Annotated in this window: 13 protein-coding genes; 5 read left to right on the top strand and 8 right to left on the bottom strand. The window is 62.0% G+C overall.

What is annotated here, in order from left to right:
• From B7449_RS03300 to B7449_RS03315, 4 genes are all read left to right on the top strand, one after another.
• The coding region (locus B7449_RS03300) for an esterase/lipase family protein (protein WP_048883227.1) at positions 1 to 1,278 on the top strand (1,278 nt) is incomplete at its 5' end.
• Entirely contained in the window at positions 1,275 to 2,369 is a 1,095-nt protein-coding gene (locus B7449_RS03305) for an Lnb N-terminal periplasmic domain-containing protein (RefSeq protein WP_141654770.1), read from the top strand. The genes B7449_RS03300 and B7449_RS03305, both read left to right, overlap by 4 nt.
• Positions 2,370 to 2,423: 54 nt before the next feature.
• Complete coding sequence (locus tag B7449_RS03310) at positions 2,424 to 2,804, top strand: lipoprotein (protein ID WP_039734965.1); 381 nt, start codon at positions 2,424 to 2,426, stop codon at positions 2,802 to 2,804.
• 81 nt (positions 2,805 to 2,885) lie between these two features.
• Positions 2,886 to 3,950 (top strand): alkene reductase, encoded by a 1,065-nt coding sequence (locus B7449_RS03315; protein ID WP_039735000.1) that lies wholly within the window; start codon positions 2,886 to 2,888, stop codon positions 3,948 to 3,950.
• Between the two features lie 259 nt (positions 3,951 to 4,209).
• Here B7449_RS03315 and B7449_RS03320 read toward each other — a convergent pair whose 3' ends face one another.
• The 4 genes from B7449_RS03320 to B7449_RS03335 all read right to left on the bottom strand — a co-directional run bounded on the left by B7449_RS03320 (position 4,210) and on the right by B7449_RS03335 (position 7,509).
• Complete coding sequence (locus B7449_RS03320) at positions 4,210 to 4,917, bottom strand: EcsC family protein (protein ID WP_039734964.1); 708 nt, start codon at positions 4,915 to 4,917, stop codon at positions 4,210 to 4,212.
• A 172-nt stretch (positions 4,918 to 5,089) separates the two neighbouring features.
• Positions 5,090 to 5,518, bottom strand: coding sequence for a DOPA 4,5-dioxygenase family protein (locus B7449_RS03325; protein WP_039734962.1), 429 nt, complete (start codon positions 5,516 to 5,518; stop codon positions 5,090 to 5,092).
• Positions 5,519 to 5,545: 27 nt separating this feature from the next.
• Positions 5,546 to 6,133 (bottom strand): YceI family protein, encoded by a 588-nt coding sequence (locus B7449_RS03330; protein WP_199858349.1) that lies wholly within the window; start codon positions 6,131 to 6,133, stop codon positions 5,546 to 5,548.
• Between the two features lie 407 nt (positions 6,134 to 6,540).
• Positions 6,541 to 7,509: a helix-turn-helix domain-containing protein gene (locus B7449_RS03335; protein WP_039734958.1), complete on the bottom strand. Its 969-nt coding sequence runs from the start codon at positions 7,507 to 7,509 to the stop codon at positions 6,541 to 6,543.
• 67 nt (positions 7,510 to 7,576) lie between these two features.
• Here B7449_RS03335 and B7449_RS03340 point away from each other — a divergent pair, with 67 nt between their 5' ends.
• The gene (locus B7449_RS03340; RefSeq protein ID WP_242407768.1) at positions 7,577 to 8,443 is read left to right on the top strand and encodes a bifunctional DNA primase/polymerase; all 867 of its coding nucleotides are present in this window, start codon (positions 7,577 to 7,579) and stop codon (positions 8,441 to 8,443) included.
• A gap of 410 nt (positions 8,444 to 8,853) precedes the next feature.
• Here B7449_RS03340 and B7449_RS03345 read toward each other — a convergent pair whose 3' ends face one another.
• Genes B7449_RS03345 through B7449_RS03360 form a run of 4 tightly spaced genes read right to left on the bottom strand, consistent with a single transcriptional unit; the run spans position 8,854 to position 16,092 of the window.
• Positions 8,854 to 11,925, bottom strand: a complete 3,072-nt coding sequence (locus B7449_RS03345; protein WP_039734954.1) for a type I restriction endonuclease subunit R — start codon at positions 11,923 to 11,925, stop codon at positions 8,854 to 8,856.
• Positions 11,922 to 12,893 (bottom strand): GIY-YIG nuclease family protein, encoded by a 972-nt coding sequence (locus B7449_RS03350; protein WP_039734952.1) that lies wholly within the window; start codon positions 12,891 to 12,893, stop codon positions 11,922 to 11,924. The genes B7449_RS03345 and B7449_RS03350 overlap by 4 nt, the downstream gene beginning before the upstream one ends.
• The gene (locus B7449_RS03355; protein ID WP_039734950.1) at positions 12,890 to 14,248 is read right to left on the bottom strand and encodes a restriction endonuclease subunit S; all 1,359 of its coding nucleotides are present in this window, start codon (positions 14,246 to 14,248) and stop codon (positions 12,890 to 12,892) included. The genes B7449_RS03350 and B7449_RS03355 overlap by 4 nt, the downstream gene beginning before the upstream one ends.
• Complete coding sequence (locus B7449_RS03360; protein WP_235721251.1) at positions 14,245 to 16,092, bottom strand: type I restriction-modification system subunit M; 1,848 nt, start codon at positions 16,090 to 16,092, stop codon at positions 14,245 to 14,247. Before B7449_RS03360 ends, B7449_RS03355 begins: the two co-directional genes overlap by 4 nt.
• Positions 16,093 to 16,125: the final 33 nt, after the last annotated feature.

The following is a 16,125-nucleotide window of genomic DNA, read 5'->3' on the forward strand; positions in this document are numbered from 1 at the left end:
GACCCCGCCGGTACGGCGGATGGCGGCCCCGCAGCACCCGATGACGGCAGCTTCAGCGTGTCGGACAAACTGCGCGTGCCCGCCAGCCTGCTGCTGGAAATCGACAACCCGCGCGAACAGGTGGCGGGCGATCACCTGACCGGGCGGCTGGTCCTGCGCGTGATGGATGAAAGCCCGGACACCCCCATCGGCCACGCCCGCGTGCCCGCCGAATATGACCAGACCGCCGCCCGCGCGCTCAGCCTGGTGGACACCGCGCTGTGGACCAAGGAATATCGCGGCTTCTTTGACGGCACGACCTATGACGGCACCCGCCCGCGCCTGATCGCCATGACGCCGCACCACCACGGCAACATGCCGGTGGTGTTCATACACGGCACGGCGTCCAGCCCGTACCGCTGGGCCATCATGGTCAATGACCTGCTGGAAGACCGGCGCATCCGCGATCACTTCGATTTCTGGTTCTTCTCCTACGCCACATCCAACCCCATCCCGTATTCGGCATGGCAATTGCGGCATGCGATCACGCAGGCGGTGGACAGCCTGGGCGGGGTGAAGGCGGACCCGGCGCTGGGGCATATCACGCTGGTGGGCCACAGCCAGGGCGGGCTGCTGGCGCGCATGCTGGTCATCAACCCCGGCAGCCGGCTGTGGGACGGCACGGCGGGGCGGCCGCTGTCGTCCTTCCACCTGAACGACAGCACGCGCGAACTGGTGCGCGAGACGATGTTCCCCACCCCCATGCCCGAAATCCAGCGCGTGGTGTTCATCTCCACCCCGCAGCACGGCAGCTACCTTGCGGCCATGTCCATTGCGCGTTTCGTGGGCAGCATGGTCAGCCTGCCGGTGCGCGTGACCGAAACCGCGCGGGACATCGTGACCGGGGCGGGGGACAGCACGCACCTGAACAACCGCGTGCTGCGGCTGGGCAGTGTGTACGCCATGTCGCCCCACAGCGCGTTCATGCGCACGCTGCCCACCATTCCCATCGACCCCGACGTGCAGACCCATTCCATCATTCCCGTCTGTGGCGACCCGCGCGACCTGACCCATGCCGATGACGGGGTGGTGTCGTATGAAAGCGCGCACATACCCGGCGTGCAGTCGGAGCTGGTCGTGCGTCATTCCGAACATTCCACCCAGTCCAACCCCGCCACCATTGCCGAGGTCCAGCGCATCCTGCTGCTGCAACTGGCCCAGAACCCGCCACGGGACATGCAGCCGGGCACGGCACGGGTGGCGTCGGGTCACGCAGCACGGCGGGCCGGGCGGTCATGACGGACCGGCACGGGGGGAAACCGGCATCCGGCAGGACGCAGGACGGGTCCCGTGGCGCACTGCCGGACACATGGCCGCGCCGGGTGGCGCGGTGGGGCCTGCATGCGGCGCAGGGGCTGGGCCTGCTGCTGGGGGTGGGGGCGCTGTATTATTCCACCATCCTGCCCGATGCGCTGCGACTGGGGCTGTCGGTGGCGTTTCCCGCCATCATGGTCGGCGCGCGCTGGCTGCGGCCCGCGGGGCTGTCATGCCCGGTGCGGATCGTGGCGGCCACGGCGCTGGCGGTATGGTACGTGACCGACCCGCCGCGCAATGACCGGATATGGGCGGGCGAATATGCCGTCCCCGCCGATGCATGGCGGGTGGGGGACGTGGTGCATGTCCATAACGTGCGCAATTTCCGCTATCACCGCACCGAAACCGATTACACCCCGGCATGGTACGACGCGACGTATGACCTGACGCGGCTGGACAGCGTGGACATGGTCACCTCCTACTGGGCGGGGGAGGCGATCGCGCATGTGTTCCTCAGCTTCGGGTTTTCCGACGGGCAGCATCTTGCGATCTCCATCGAGACACGGCGGCAGGCCCGTTTTCCCTATTCCACCATTGCCGGGTTCTTCCATCATTACGAACTGTTCTATGTCACTGCCGATGAACGCGACCTGATTGGCGTGCGCACCGACATCCGCCGCGAACGGGTGTACCTGTACCGCCTGAACATCGCGCCTGAAGTGCGCGAACGGCTGTTCCTCAGCTACGTTGGCGCGATCCATGACATCATCTACCGGCCCGTGTGGTACAATACCCTGACCGACAACTGCACCACCGGCATCCTGGCCCGCGCGGGCGCGCGGCTGCGCTACCGGTTCGACTGGCGCGTGATCCTTAGCGGACATACGGCGGCCATGGCGTATGACATGAACCTGCTTGGCCCGTATGACCACAGCCGCTATCCCGGTTTTGCCGCCGTGCATGACGCAAGCCGCATCCACCGCGCGCGCGATGCGGTGATCGACCCCGGCTATTCCGCCGCCATCCGCGTGGGCCTGCCGCCGCCGGAAGGGCCGGGCGGCGCTGACATGCATTGAAATATATCGCCCGTCCCGTAACATGGTCCCGACATGGAGAGCGGAGCAGTACTGATGAAACGGATGTCCATTGCGGCATGTCTTGGCGCGACCCTTGCGGTTGCGGGCTGTGCATCGACGGGCAATACGTCCATCCGGCGTGAAACCGCTGAAACCATCGACCAGAAGATCCATGACGACCAGACCACGCAGCAGCAGGTCCGCACCCTGTTTGGCGACCCGATGGTGATAAGTTTTACTGATGGCGGACATGAGATCTGGCAATATGATTTCATGACCACGCGCCCCAACGGCACGAATTTCATCCCGTATTATGGCGTGTTTTCAAGCGGTTCGCGCGGAATGCGCAAAAGCCTGACCATTATTTTCAATAACGGTATCGTCTGGCATCACACCCTGTCGGCATCGGCCGTACGCACCCATCAGGGGCTGTAGGGCCGACCCTGCGGGCGGGGGCTTGCGGGCAGGCGGTGATACGCCCATCATCGCCCGAAACGAGAACCGTGGAGACGTATGATGCCAACCCTGTTCACGCCGCTTAAGGCAGGCGACCTGACCCTGCCCAACCGCATTGTCATGGCGCCGCTGACGCGCCTGCGCGCCGGTGCCGGGCACGTTCCCACAGACATGATGGCCGAATATTATGCCCAGCGCGCGCTGGCGGGGCTGATCCTGTCGGAAGCGACGCCGGTCACGCCACAGGGGATCGGGTATGAAGGCGTGCCCGGCATCTGGACGGATGCGCAGGCGCAGGGGTGGAAGACGGTCACCGACGCCGTGCATGCCGTGGGCGGGCGGATTTTCCTGCAGCTTTGGCATGTGGGCCGGATTTCGGACCCGTATTTCCTGAATGGGGAGGCCCCGGTCGGCCCCAGCGCGATCGCGGCGAAGGGGCATGTCAGCCTGCTGCGGCCCAAGCGTGAGTACGTCACCCCCCGCGCCCTGCGCACGGACGAAATCCCCGGCATAATCGACGCCTTCCGCCGTGGCGCGGAACTGGCGAAGGTGGCCGGGTTCGACGGGGTGGAAATCCACGGCGCCAATGGCTACCTGCTGGACCAGTTCCTGCAGGATTCCACCAACCACCGCACCGACCGGTATGGCGGGTCGATCGAAAACCGCGCCCGCCTGCTGCTGGAGGTCACGGACGCCGCCATAGGCGTATGGGGCCGGGGCCGGGTGGGGGTGCATATCTCGCCCCGGTGCGACCTGCATGACATGGGGGATTCCAGCCCCGCCGCGACATTCGGCCATGTCGCGACCGAACTGGGGCGGCGGAAGATCGCGTTCATGTGCGCGCGTGAAGCCGAGGGACCGGACAGCCTTGGCCCGCAGCTGAAAAAACAGTTTGGCGGCGTGTATATCGCCAATGAAAAGTTCACCGGGGCCAGCGCCGAAAAAGCCGTCGAGGACGGACGCGCCGACGCCGTGGCCTTTGGCCAGGCCTTCATTTCCAACCCCGACCTGCCCGAACGCCTGCGCGCGGGCGTGGATCTGACGCCGCCCGACCCGTCCACCTTCTATACCCACGGGCCGGAAGGCTATATCGACTATCCCACCATGGGCGCGGCGGGGGACTGAGGGCCGCTGTCCCGAATAATGGTCATGGCCGCCATCCGTCACGAGCGTCATGACGGATGGCGGTCATGATCGTGTTGCGTAATCCGGCAGTCATGTATTCCGTTATCCGTGCATCGGCAGGCGGACACTCCGGCCCGGCCTGATCCAGCCGGGTACTGGTGGCATTATACCAGCGCTGGAAATCCAGCCCGGCCCGGTGTGGCGCGGTATCCCCGGCAACGGCACGGGGCGGCAGCCAGCCCCTGCTGGCGCGGTTCGGTCATGCCTGCGGCCCCGTGGCGGCGTTCGATGCTGCAGGCGCGTTTTGGTCGCGTTCTGGCGGCGGCAGGCGGGCCGGGTCGGGCTGCGTAATGAAACTGCGGATGGCCGCGCGGCCGATGCGGTTGGTTTTCAGGCCGTCGAACGTGCCGCCAATCACGCCGCCCAGAACGGGCACGATGGCGGCGGTGTGCGCCAGCCCGCGTGCGGCGACCGTGTGCAGGGCGTGGCGGGCAAGGTGTTTCCTGGCCTCGGCCGCCATGCGGTTGCCAAGCCTGTTCACGACCGTGGACCCGGCAAGGGACAGGCCGATATTCTTGGCCACTTCCTCCATCCCCACTTCCGACAGGCAGGCCAGACAGGCCGCCTTTATCGCCGGGTCATGAATATCGTGCCCGCCCATGGCGGCGATGGCGGTGATCATGCGCACCTGCACATACAGCACGCCCGCGACATTGGCAGGCAGGGCGACCGGCAGCGTGGCAAGGCCACCCAGGCCGCTTATGAACCCGGCCGTCGCGGCCTTGGTGTTCTGCCAGCGGATCAGGGCGCGCGCGGCGCGGTGGGGGTCGTGGCCGTGACGCGCAAGATAGGTGCGGGCCATGTCCTGTGCCGTGCCGGTTTTTCCCACGCCATGAACGGACGCCTGATACGCCCATTCAAGGAAGCGGAGAAAGGACGGGTCCTGACCGTGGTGTTCGCCTGCCATTGTATTCCCACAAAAAACGATCAGGTACTATGGAAACACGAAAAGATAAACAGTCCTGTCATCATGCCGGCCTGCGTGGGGCGCTGGCATACGGGGCGTGAATACCTGCACCATGCCACCGGGCGGGAACGCGCCGCGCGGGCGACGGTGCCCTGTGGCATGTTCGGGCGGGTTACACCATGGCGCTGCCATCGGGGTGGGTGTTGATTTCGCCCACGCCGTCGGGTTCGAACGTATGTTCGGGCAGGCGATCGGACAGCAGGGCACGGGGACGGCCGATCCACATGCTGTCGCGCATGTGGTCGCGGCGCGGGTTGGTGGTGCCGGGATGGATCAGGATGCTCAGCCCGGCATGATTGAGCATGAGCCACGGCACGAGCGTCGCAAACAGGTTCGTGCCGAACGCCACCTGGTACATGGGCGCGACATGCGGGCCGACCGCCACATCGTGCCACCGGCCCAGACGGACGGCAAAGCGGTCGGCAATCTGGTCACGCAGGCGGGCGGCGGTGTCGCGCGTGGCCGCGCCATCGAAATAGACATGGGCGTGGTAGCTGGTGATTTCATCAATTGTCCGGGGGGCGGTCGTCTGGTCTGTCATGGGGGCGCGCTTCCTGTGCGGTGGATGTCAGCCGTGGGCGGCGGGGGTGGCGGGCAGGGTGATGCGCGTTTCGGTGCGCATGCGGGGTTTGACGGTATGCAGCATGGTGGACATGCCCCACTGGCGGCCATCGAACGTGCCGGTGCTGTCCAGCATGGTCAGGGTGTTGCCGGTAAAGACCATCTGCGTGTCAAACGTCATGGGGTGGGTCTGCCCGCGCATGGTCAGGCGACCAACCATGCGGGAGAGGACCTGCCCCTTCACCACGCGGGGGCTGCAGTCGCCCACGTAGCGCGTGGTGGGAAAGCGGTCACTGTCCAGCATGTTGCCCGATTTCGCGGCCTTGCGTTCGACTATGGTGTCCATGTGCACGCTGGTGGCGTCCATGGTCAGGTCCACATGGCAGGTCTGGCGCGACAGGTCGTAGTCCAGCGTGCCGGACACCCTGGCGAACTGACCCTCCATCGCGCCCACCACACTGTCGGCATGCAGCAGCACGGTGGTGTTGGCGGGGGTCAGGGTCAGGTGCTGGCTTTCGGCCAGGGCGGGACGGGCGGCCAGAAGGGCCATGCCAAGCACGGCCAGGGCGGGCAGGCGGACGGGGCGGGGGATCATGTCTGTCATGACCGGGCTAACGCCCATGGGGGCGTGGGGTTGTGGCGAGGTGTGGGGGCAGCAGGCATGACGCATCCGGGCGGCGGGGAACGGATGCGTGCCTAATGCGCGAATGCGGCGTCAGTAGGGCAGGCGGGATGGTGGCGCGGGGTCTGCCCGGCATGCACATACGGGAGTGCTGAAAAACATTTCATTGCCGGAAACCGGCAAAAGCGCCGGGACGCCGCCTTTTTTCAGGACGGCGATGTCTTCCGAAGCCTGACTCTTTCCCCGGACACGCCGATATTGAGTGCCGGATACATGCTGGACAGGCTGTTCACGCAGCCTGCGGGACATTCCGGAATGCCGGTTTTTTCAGCATGAAGGGCGTTTCCTGACGCTGTCCGCCACATCCCGGATGGATGTGCCTATTTCCACACCCACTTGCCCACCACCCGGCCATTGATCACCAGATCGGATGCATCGACCTCATCCACGGGATAGGTGGGGTTGACGCTTATGATACGGATGCGCGGCGGGCGGGAATTGGGCACCAGCATCAACTGCTTGATCACCACGCCCATGCCGTTCCACAACACGTACACCCCGTCGGGCGAGGGGATGCGGTGGCCGGTATCGACCAGAACCCGGTCGCCCGCGGCGAATTCCGGCTCCATCGAATTGCCCGCAACCCGGATGATCGCAAGCCCCGCCGTGTCCGGCAGGTAATTGCGGATGAAGTCGCGCGGAATGCGCCATGAGTCCAGCGTGGGGTGGCCCTCCCCATCACCACAGGCGGTATGGTCCACGATCGCGCCGGCACCCGCCTGCGGGGATATGTCGTATTCATGCACCGTGATCGCCCCGTCATCGGCGTGCGTGGGCATGGCGGCGCGTTCGGCGCGACGGATGCTTTCGTTCAGGTCGGTCGCCCCCGGCACGATACCGCACAGGGCCCAGACCTCGCTGGCGGCAATGGGGGGATCGCCCCGGTCGGTCAGCAGCGGCACCAGCTTGCGCACCAGCTCAACCGGGATGTAATCCTTCTTCAGCTTGTTTTCATAGAAAGCATAGCTGGAAAACTTTTCCCCCAGCCCCAGGTCGCGCGCCAGCCCGCGCACGGTATAGCCCGCGCGTTCCCGCAGCGCCTTCAGCCGCAGCGCCGCAGTGCCCGCCCCGCCCGCAGCGCCGCCACGCAGCAGGTCGCTGGCGGTGCAGCCCAGCACGGCAGCGACCTTTTCCAGCCGGTCGCCGCCGGGGTTGCGCGACTTGCCACGCAGGATGTCATGCACATAGGTTTCATTCAGGCCCGCCAGTTCGGCAAGGCGCTTTTTGTTGAGGTTCAGCAGCGCCATGCGGCGCTCGATCTCGGCGGCGGCGGGGGATCGTGTCTCCATAATGGGAACTGTCCCATAATCCGCCGGGCCTGTGTAGAGGGGATATATCCCATTCCCGCTTGACGTATTGGGATATGTCCCATACAACCCGCGCATGCACATCATCCCGCCCGATCTGCTCCGCGTGGCCCGCATGGGCTGGCATGTCCTGCCGGTGCGGGCGGGGTCGCGGGCCGCATGTTTCCGCGGCGCCGTGGATCACGCCACCACCTGCCCCGACACCATCGCGCGCTGGGCCGCGCGGTGGCCCGGTTGCGGGTGGCGGGTGGTGTGCGGGCCGTCCGGCCTGTTCGCGCTGGATGTGGACCGTCCCGGCACGCACGCGGCCGACGGGGTGGCCGCGCTGTCCGCCCTTGTGCGCCGTCATGGCCCGCTGCCGCCACGCCCCATGACGCGCACCGGCGGGTCGGGCGGCGCGGTCCTGTTCTTCCGCCATGATGGCGAACCCCTGCGCGGGCAGGCGGGGTATCCCGCGCCGGGACTGGACCCGCACCGGGGGCGGCAGGCGGTCACCATCCCGCCGGGCACGCACCCGGCCACGGGCGGGGCCTATACATGGCGCGTCCCCCCGTGGGAGGTCCCGCCGCCACCCATTCCGCACTGGCTGGCCCGCCTGCTGGCCCCCGCGCCACACCCTGCCGCCACGCCCGCGCGCCGCATGGTGGCCGACCGCGCGCCCGGCGTGCTGATGCGCGCGCTGCATGCCGTATGCGACGCCCCGCCGGGCATGGCCAACACCACGCTCAACGCACGCGCCTATGCGCTGGGCCGGTGGTGCGGGGCAGGAATGATGGACCCTGCGCAGGCCCGCGATACGCTGTTACATGCCGCACGGCGTCGGCAGATCCCCATGTCCGAAGCCCGCGCCACCATCCGCTCGGGCCTGAACGCGGGGCTGCGCAACCCACGCCCGCAGGGTAGGGCCCGACCGTGACATGGCAGGGGCACAGGTTCAGTCCCTGTTGCGCCCATCATCTCTGAACGGCAGATGCGGTTGAGTCCAGCCATTGGCCGGACCCTACGGGCGGCGCGGCGTCGCGACCCTGGATGTTGGCGGGATGCATGACAGCCGATTGCGTCCCTTGATTGTCCTGCCCGCGTCATAACCGCACGGGTCGTCATTTCCTGAAGTGCTGGCCGACTGGCCGCCGATGACGCCCACCGAAGGCGTAGCGTCCCGGCGATACCGCGCGCGGGTGATTTCGGTCAGACGGTGACCTCACGGGACTTTCTGTCTCCACAACGTCCGGGGCAGTTCAAAACAGCCCGCCTGGCCGGTTGCGGCACGGGTCATGTCAAAAAGGCCTGACTATACCATACGGGTACAGCGGCCAGTGATGGCACTTAACCCTGAAATCCTTCCCACAGCCCGCCCTGTTTCACGATGGCGGCGATAACCGCACGCAACAGCGAGTTATCGTTCAGCATCTGCTTGCCTATCCTGTCATGCGCCTCCATCAGTTCCATGGTTGCAGTCAGCCCTTCTTCCTGAAGATCAGGGGAATTGGCGAACTGATCCTTGGTGTTCGCCTTTGCCTGTTTGCGCAGTTTTTCTGATTCCGCCAGCTTGGTTTCCAACCCGGTGACAAACGCCACCTTGTCACCATCCGTCAGATCGCCCTCGAACAGGTCATTGATCGCTTCAATGATGCGGGAAAGCTGAACCTTCACCTTGTCCTGCGGTTGCCCCGAACCCGCTTCCCTTACCGGCTCCAGTCCGTCACCGGCCTTGTTCTTCAGCCCAAGCTTCTGCCTGCCAAGGTCCTTCATGCGGTGATGCGTCAGACGCAGGGCCGTCGTGTCGATGGTCTCACGCTCGCGGTCGAACTTCAGGAGAGGCCACAGCATCTTTGCGAACAGGTACAGCTTTTCATAATCCGGATTGCCGTAATTCAGCATCTGGCTGAAAAACTCATACATCCGCACATAAGACGCCAGATCGCTCCGGAACTGAGCCAGTGCGTCAATCCGTTCCTTCGCGTCCCTGCGCTCCAGTGAGCCTTCCGGCGCGTGCTGAACGACGTTCCGGGCCTCACGATAGCGGCCCAGAACACGGGAACTGACCGGCACGATGGCTGCATCAAGCTGCTGTTGCGCTGCTTTCGGATTTGTCAGGATGCGGGCCACCCGATCCACTTCAGGCTGGTCATACAACCCGGCATCATCCAGCTTGTGGCGCAGGTTCACCACGCAGTTCGGGTCACTGAGGTCTGCCAGTTCGGCCTTCGTGTAATACTGCTGGAACGCATTGAGGATGTCTTCGGGATTGTTCTCGAAATCGACCACGAAGGTCATGTCCTTGCCCGGATAGCAGCGATTCAGGCGCGAAAGCGTCTGCACGGCCTGAATGCCGCCAAGCTTCCGGTCCACATACATGCCGCATAGCAATGGCTGATCGAAACCCGTCTGAAACTTGTTCGCCACGATCAGAATCCGCCACGGCTCTTCGGCAAAGACTTCCCTGATGTCGCGCCCTTTCAGCGCGGGGTTGATGCTGCTTTCCGTAAATGGCTCCGGGCCACTTTCCGGGTCATCCACTTCGCCCGAAAATGCTGCGAGAAGCCCGAAAGGATAATGCCTTTCCTTCACATAACGATCCATGGCCAGCTTCCAGCGCACGGCCTCCTTGCGGCTGGCTGTCACGACCATGGCGCGGGCCCTGCCGCCAAGAAGCGGCTGCACATTCTGACGGAAATGCTCCACCACAATCCGTACCCGTGCGGCGATGTTGGTGGGATGCAGTCGCACCCACTTCATCAGCGCTTTCTTTGCTTCCGACGCCTCGACTTCCACGTCATCCAGAATCTGCCCGTTCTGGCTCAGGCGGAATGCCTGTTTCCAGGACACATAATTCTGCAATACGTCAAGGATGAAGCCTTCCTCGATCGCCTGCCGCATGGAATAGACATGGAAGGCTTCAGGTCTGTTGCCGTCGCCCCCGGGTTGATCCGCATGCGGCAGGCGTCCGAACAGTTCCAGCGTTTTGGCCTTCGGCGTGGCCGTGAAAGCGATAAAGGAAATGCCGGCATCCGCCGCAGTCCTCTGCGCCATTTCCGCCGCCAGCAGGTCTTCCGTGCTGATCTCCCCCCCGTCGGCAAGATCCGCCAGTTCCCCGGATGACAGCGCTGCCTTGAGCTTGCTGGCCGATGCCCCGCTCTGCGAGGAGTGAGCCTCATCTGCGATTACAGCGAAATGCTTTCCCCCGGTCGCCGCAAGCCGACGGATTTCCTCCAGCGCAAACGGAAAGGTTTGAATCGTGCAGATGATGATTTTCTTGCCGGCATGCAACGCCGCCGCAAGTTCCTGGCTCTTGCTGCCACCAGTGCCGGAGATCGACGCCACCACGCCGCGTGTGCGCTCGAAATTCTCGATGGTTTCCGAAAGCTGCCGGTCCAGAACCGTGCGGTCTGACACGACAATGACGGTATCAAACAGCTTGTGATTGTGCGCGTCATGCAGATCGGACAGGAAATGCGCCGTCCACGCAATGGAGTTCGTCTTGCCCGACCCGGCGGAATGCTGGATCAGGTAACGCTGACCCGGCCCTTCCGCCAGAATGGTGGAAACCAGCAGCCGTGTGGCGGCAAGCTGGTGATAGCGTGGAAAGATCCAGCCCGTGACCTTGCCCTTCTTCTTCACCGGGATGACGTAGCGGCCCAGAATGTCCAGCCATGAATCTGGCTGCCAGACCGTCCGCCACAGATAGGCTGTGGTGCCGGGATTGCCCGCGCCGCCATCATTTCCCTGATTGAACGGCAGAAAACGGCTGTGCGCGCCGTCCAGATGGGTACACATCATCACGTCAGTGTTGCTGACGGCAAAATGCACCACTGCCCCGCCGGGCACGGACAGCAGCGGCTCGGCTGGCTTTCCGGGGGATTTGGGAAGGCGGTCGGTGCAATACTGCTCTACCGCGTCCTGAACCGACTGGGTGTAGTTTGATTTCAGCTCGGCTGTCGCAACAGGAACGCCATTCAGCAACAGAACCAGATCCAGTTCATTGCGGTTACTGGCCGAATAGCGCACCTGCCGTATCACGCGCAGGCGATTGGCGTCATAACGATGCTGTAAATGTGGGTTCATCGTCAGGGCCGGGCGGAACTGACAGATCTTCAGCGTTTTTGTCAGCCCGATAATGTCCAGTCCGTCACGCAGGACGATAAGTGTGCCCCGCGTGTTCAGTGCGTCCCTTACACGCTGGCACAGCACGGTCCCTGCTGCTGCGCCGTGTGTCTTTTCCAGTGTCTGCCACGCATCCGGCTCGCACTCGCGCACCCATGCCAGCAGGTCTTCGGGGAAAAGGGACAGGGTAACGTCGTAGCGGCTGGCAGACCCGTCCTCATAAAGCCAACCGGAACGGCCGAGACAGTCGCAGATTTCGGATTCCAGATGGTGCTCCCTGTGGAGGTCTGTCATGTGGCTGCGCCTTCTTCCGTTACGGCATCAAGCTGGCGGGCCTGCCAGTCCCGAAACGAGATGTCCGTATTGCTCGCCAGTTTCCACGCAGCCGGCCCGCCCCCGGAATGTCCAAACACAATCGCCGCCGCTGCAGTCGGACTTCTGAACGCGTAGTCTTTGGTGAACACCATGTGCATTCCGTCCGGACGCAGGACCCCGGAACGCACAAGTTCATCCTGCAAGGGCTTATATGATCCGGCCTGAATGCTTTTCTCATTCATCCATTCACTGCGAGCATGCGAACCGGCTTCCACAATGAACTCGCCATTCTGAAAAATTGCTGTCGCTGTCAGATCAAGCGTGGGTTTGTTCAGGATGAACCGCACCGCCTGTGTGTGCTCATTGTCTTCTGACGCCCCATCATCTTCCGGCGCTTCAAAAGCCGGAACTGGCCGCGACGACCCCGCCGGGCGGCTGCGCTGGATGAACATATCCACCCGGATGGCTGGCAGGACAACCATCAGGTTGGCAAGGAAGGCCTCCATCTTGGCAATGTCGGCTTCCGTCAGTCCCGGCAGGGAGGGCGAGTTGCCGTTATGCAGCGGTGTATGTCCGATCTCCCGCGCCATCGTGACCAGCCGCGCTTCCAGATATTTCACATGTGCCTTGTTAAGCCGATTTGCGCTGGCCGAGACCAGCACGGCCGTTTCCCACCAATCCTTGTCAGTGGCCGCCGCGTGCTGCTTCAGTCGGGTGCTGAGGTCCTCGGCTTCCCCGATATAGGCGAAATCCTGCCCGTCCTTTTCACCCAGCAGCAGGTACACGCCTGCGTAACCGGCTTCCTCCCGGCGCAGCGCCTCCGTCAGGCGCGTGCGCGGGGTGACGAATACATGCCCCGTCCAGTTGAACAGTTCGGCAGTCACCATGCCGTCCGGATGACCGTCGATATAGAAAAGCTCCAGAGAGCGGCCCCTGGTGTCGATCATGCTGCGAGGACCTTACTGTGGGCGCGGACGTCGATCTTGCCGGTAACGGCGGCGGAGATGAGGGCGGCGCGGCGTTCTTTGAGGAGGGTGATGATAGAGTTGGCTGAATTCGTCAGGTTTTCAAATTGAGACTTTTTATTCTCCAAAAAACTGACAAGAACTTTCTGTTCTTCAATTGAAGGCACTATGGTTGGGAGCATCATCAAATTTGTCGAAGAAATAGAGGCAAGATTTGTTGATTGTTTGGAGCGTGTCATAAAGTAGAATTTCGCGTAGTCAGAACCGATAACTGCGGCCAGCCACTCCGAAATTATAGATTTTGGTCTAACAGCAAAAACGTGATTTTGATGAATACAAGAAGAAATCTCGCCATGCCAGATGGCGCCGCGCCCTAATTTATCGAAATCACCTCCTTCGTTCATAAGAACATCACCTTGACGTAGCAAATATCGTTCGACCTGCTCTCTATCAATATTAATGCTAGACACCTCAGATAAATCCAAATAGCCATCCTGAACATTGGCCACCCTGAGATATGGAACTTGCACTGATTTCTGTTCGTTTGCCTCTTTTCCTTTGGCAATTCCAGTTTGTACTGACGCTACATTTTTCAGAGGATGCACCTCCCATTCCTCCGGCACCATCCCGATCCACGGGATGCCTGAATCCTTCATGGGGGCGTCGGGGTTCAGGCCTTTTGTGACGGCGTGGGAGATGACGGCCTGCCGCTTTTCCGCAAGGAGGGCAATCAGCCGTTCCTGTTCCGCAATCAGGGCGTCAATCTTCCCACACTCGCGGTCCAGAAAGCTGGCTATTGCCTGTTGTTCGGGGAGTGGGGGGAGAGGAAAGGAGAAATTTTCAAATACGTTTTGGTATAAATGGTTGATTGTTGAGCCGTGTGAATGAAAATCAACAAAAACTTTGAAAACTTTTGATTCCAAAACCCATTTCATAAAATTATTTGAATATGAATTAAGAGGGCGCAAAATAAAAATTCCGCTATTCAGACATGCGGGCTTATCTAATTCTTTCACGATAGATAATTTTCCGATGGTTCCGTCCTTCGTTATTAAAAGATCTCCATTTTTCAAATGTATAAACGGGTCATCGTCGTAACGGCTCTTATCCACTTGGTAGCAATTCTGCCACTGAATTTCAGAGCCACGAAAATCGCTTCCTGTTACAAGATAAGCATATGAATTTTCTTCAAATTCATCCGACGTTAAACCCTTCCAACCTACTCTGGCTTTAAGATAACTATTCCGCTTTATGGAGGAAATACTCCATTTTTTCGGAATCTCCCCAATCCACTCAACCCCACTGTCCTTATAAGCCGGATATTTCGGGAAACTCATACCGAAAGCTCCCCAAGCATCGTCATGATTTTCGCGGTCACCTCTTTCAGATCCGCATCAATCTCCGCAAGCGGGCGCGGTGGCTCGAACACATAGAAATACCGGTTGAACGGAATTTCGTAGCCGATCTTTGTCTTGTCCCCGTCAATCCACGCATCGGGCGCATGGGGCAGGACTTCGCGTTTGAAATAAGCGTGAATGTCCGCATCCAGCGGCACGTTTTCCGTATCGCGCAGGCTGCTGTCGGGCACGGGCTTGCCCTTCGCCTTGCCACGCTGCCCAAGGACGATATTACCGTCCTCGTCGCGCTGCGGGCGCTCCACGGTGATGGTCTGGTAGCCAAAATCCTCATTACGGAAAATGCGGCTCAGCGGCGCGAGCTTGACCTTGCCGCCTTCCGGGGCCTGTGGTGGTTCCGCGCCCTGCATCACGACCGCGCGCGTCTGCGTGCCATCGGCGGCGGTGATGGTGGCCAGCTGCGCCTCCTGCGCATCGCGGAACAGCCGGGTGACGAGGGTGATGTCGTCCTCCCCCATTTCCTTGCGTTTGGAGCCAAGGCTTTTGCGCATTTTCTGCCAGAAGGAGGAAGCGTCGATCAGCTGCACCTTGCCCTTGCGGTTTTTCGGCTTGCGGTTGGTCAGCACCCAGACATAGGTGGCGATGCCGGTGTTGAAGAACATATCGGTCGGCAGCGCGATAATGGCTTCGACCAGATCCTCTTCCAGCACGAAGCGGCGGATTTCGGACTCACCGGACCCGGCTGCGCCGGTGAACAGCGGCGATCCGTTCAGGACGATGCCAAAGCGTGAGCCGCCGTCCTTCGCCGGGCGCATCTTGTGGACAAGGTGGAGCAGGAACAGCATGGAGCCGTCCGAAATACGCGGCAGGCCGGGGCCGAAGCGCCCGTCATAACCCAGCTTTTCATGCTCGGCGCGAACAGCTTTTTCGACTTTCTTCCATTCCACGCCGAAAGGCGGATTGGAGAGCATGTAATCGAATTTGTGGTCCGCCAGTTCGTCATCGGACAGCGTGTTGCCAAGGCGGATGTTGCTGATGCCCTGATCACGGATCAGCATGTCAGCCTTGCAGATGGCATAGGATTCCGGGTTCAGTTCCTGCCCGAACATGGTCAGGCGCGCATCCGGGTTGTGGTCCAGCAGGAACTCTTCCGCGACGGATAGCATGCCGCCAGTGCCCGCCGTCGGGTCGTAAATGGTGCGGACGGCGGCATTGCCGGGGGTCAGCAGGCTGTCATCCTCGGCAAAGATCAGGTTCACCATCAGTTTGATGACTTCGCGCGGGGTGAAGTGCTCACCTGCTGTTTCGTTGGAGGCTTCCGAGAACTTGCGGATCAGTTCCTCGAACACCTGTCCCATCTGGTGGTTATCGACGGCCTTGTTGCTGAGGTCGAAGCTGATGAATTTTTCAAGCACCAGATAAAGCAGATTCGCCCTCGCAAGGCGGTCTGCATGCTCGGCAAGGCGGAAGTGGCCGAAGATGTCACGCGCGGCGGGTGAGAAGGCGTTGATATAGGCAGAAAGATTCTGCGTAAGATGCTCAGGATCGCCCAGCACGTCTTTCAGCGTGAACCCGGACGTGTTCACGAACCGCAGACCGGCAGCTTTCTCCATAAAAGGCATCGGGTCGATGCCTTTGCTCTCCCATTTCTCCTTTTCCCGGAGCACCCTGGCGCGGGTAGGGGCCAGAACGGCATCCAGGCGGCGCAGAACGGTAAAGGGCAGGATGACGCGACCGTATTCGGCGGGCTTGAAATCGCCACGCAGGAGATCGGCGACCTGCCAGATCATGGAAGACAGGGAAGCGGTCCGGGGTGTCGTGCTCATGAGAAAATCTGGTCCGATATCGAAAATATATGA

The sequence above is a fragment of the Komagataeibacter intermedius TF2 genome, assembly GCF_000964425.1.
GTDB classification, from domain to species: Bacteria; Pseudomonadota; Alphaproteobacteria; order Acetobacterales; family Acetobacteraceae; genus Komagataeibacter; species Komagataeibacter intermedius.

Coding starts and splice junctions, on each gene's coding strand:
- B7449_RS03305 (WP_141654770.1), top strand. CDS start 1,275: ATGACGGACCGGCACGGGGGGAAACCGGCATCCGGCAGGACGCAGGAC.
- B7449_RS03310 (WP_039734965.1), top strand. CDS start 2,424: ATGAAACGGATGTCCATTGCGGCATGTCTTGGCGCGACCCTTGCGGTT.
- B7449_RS03315 (WP_039735000.1), top strand. CDS start 2,886: ATGCCAACCCTGTTCACGCCGCTTAAGGCAGGCGACCTGACCCTGCCC.
- B7449_RS03320 (WP_039734964.1), bottom strand. CDS start 4,917: ATGGCAGGCGAACACCACGGTCAGGACCCGTCCTTTCTCCGCTTCCTT.
- B7449_RS03325 (WP_039734962.1), bottom strand. CDS start 5,518: ATGACAGACCAGACGACCGCCCCCCGGACAATTGATGAAATCACCAGC.
- B7449_RS03330 (WP_199858349.1), bottom strand. CDS start 6,133: ATGATCCCCCGCCCCGTCCGCCTGCCCGCCCTGGCCGTGCTTGGCATG.
- B7449_RS03335 (WP_039734958.1), bottom strand. CDS start 7,509: ATGGAGACACGATCCCCCGCCGCCGCCGAGATCGAGCGCCGCATGGCG.
- B7449_RS03345 (WP_039734954.1), bottom strand. CDS start 11,925: ATGACAGACCTCCACAGGGAGCACCATCTGGAATCCGAAATCTGCGAC.
- B7449_RS03350 (WP_039734952.1), bottom strand. CDS start 12,893: ATGATCGACACCAGGGGCCGCTCTCTGGAGCTTTTCTATATCGACGGT.
- B7449_RS03355 (WP_039734950.1), bottom strand. CDS start 14,248: ATGAGTTTCCCGAAATATCCGGCTTATAAGGACAGTGGGGTTGAGTGG.
- B7449_RS03360 (WP_235721251.1), bottom strand. CDS start 16,092: ATGAGCACGACACCCCGGACCGCTTCCCTGTCTTCCATGATCTGGCAG.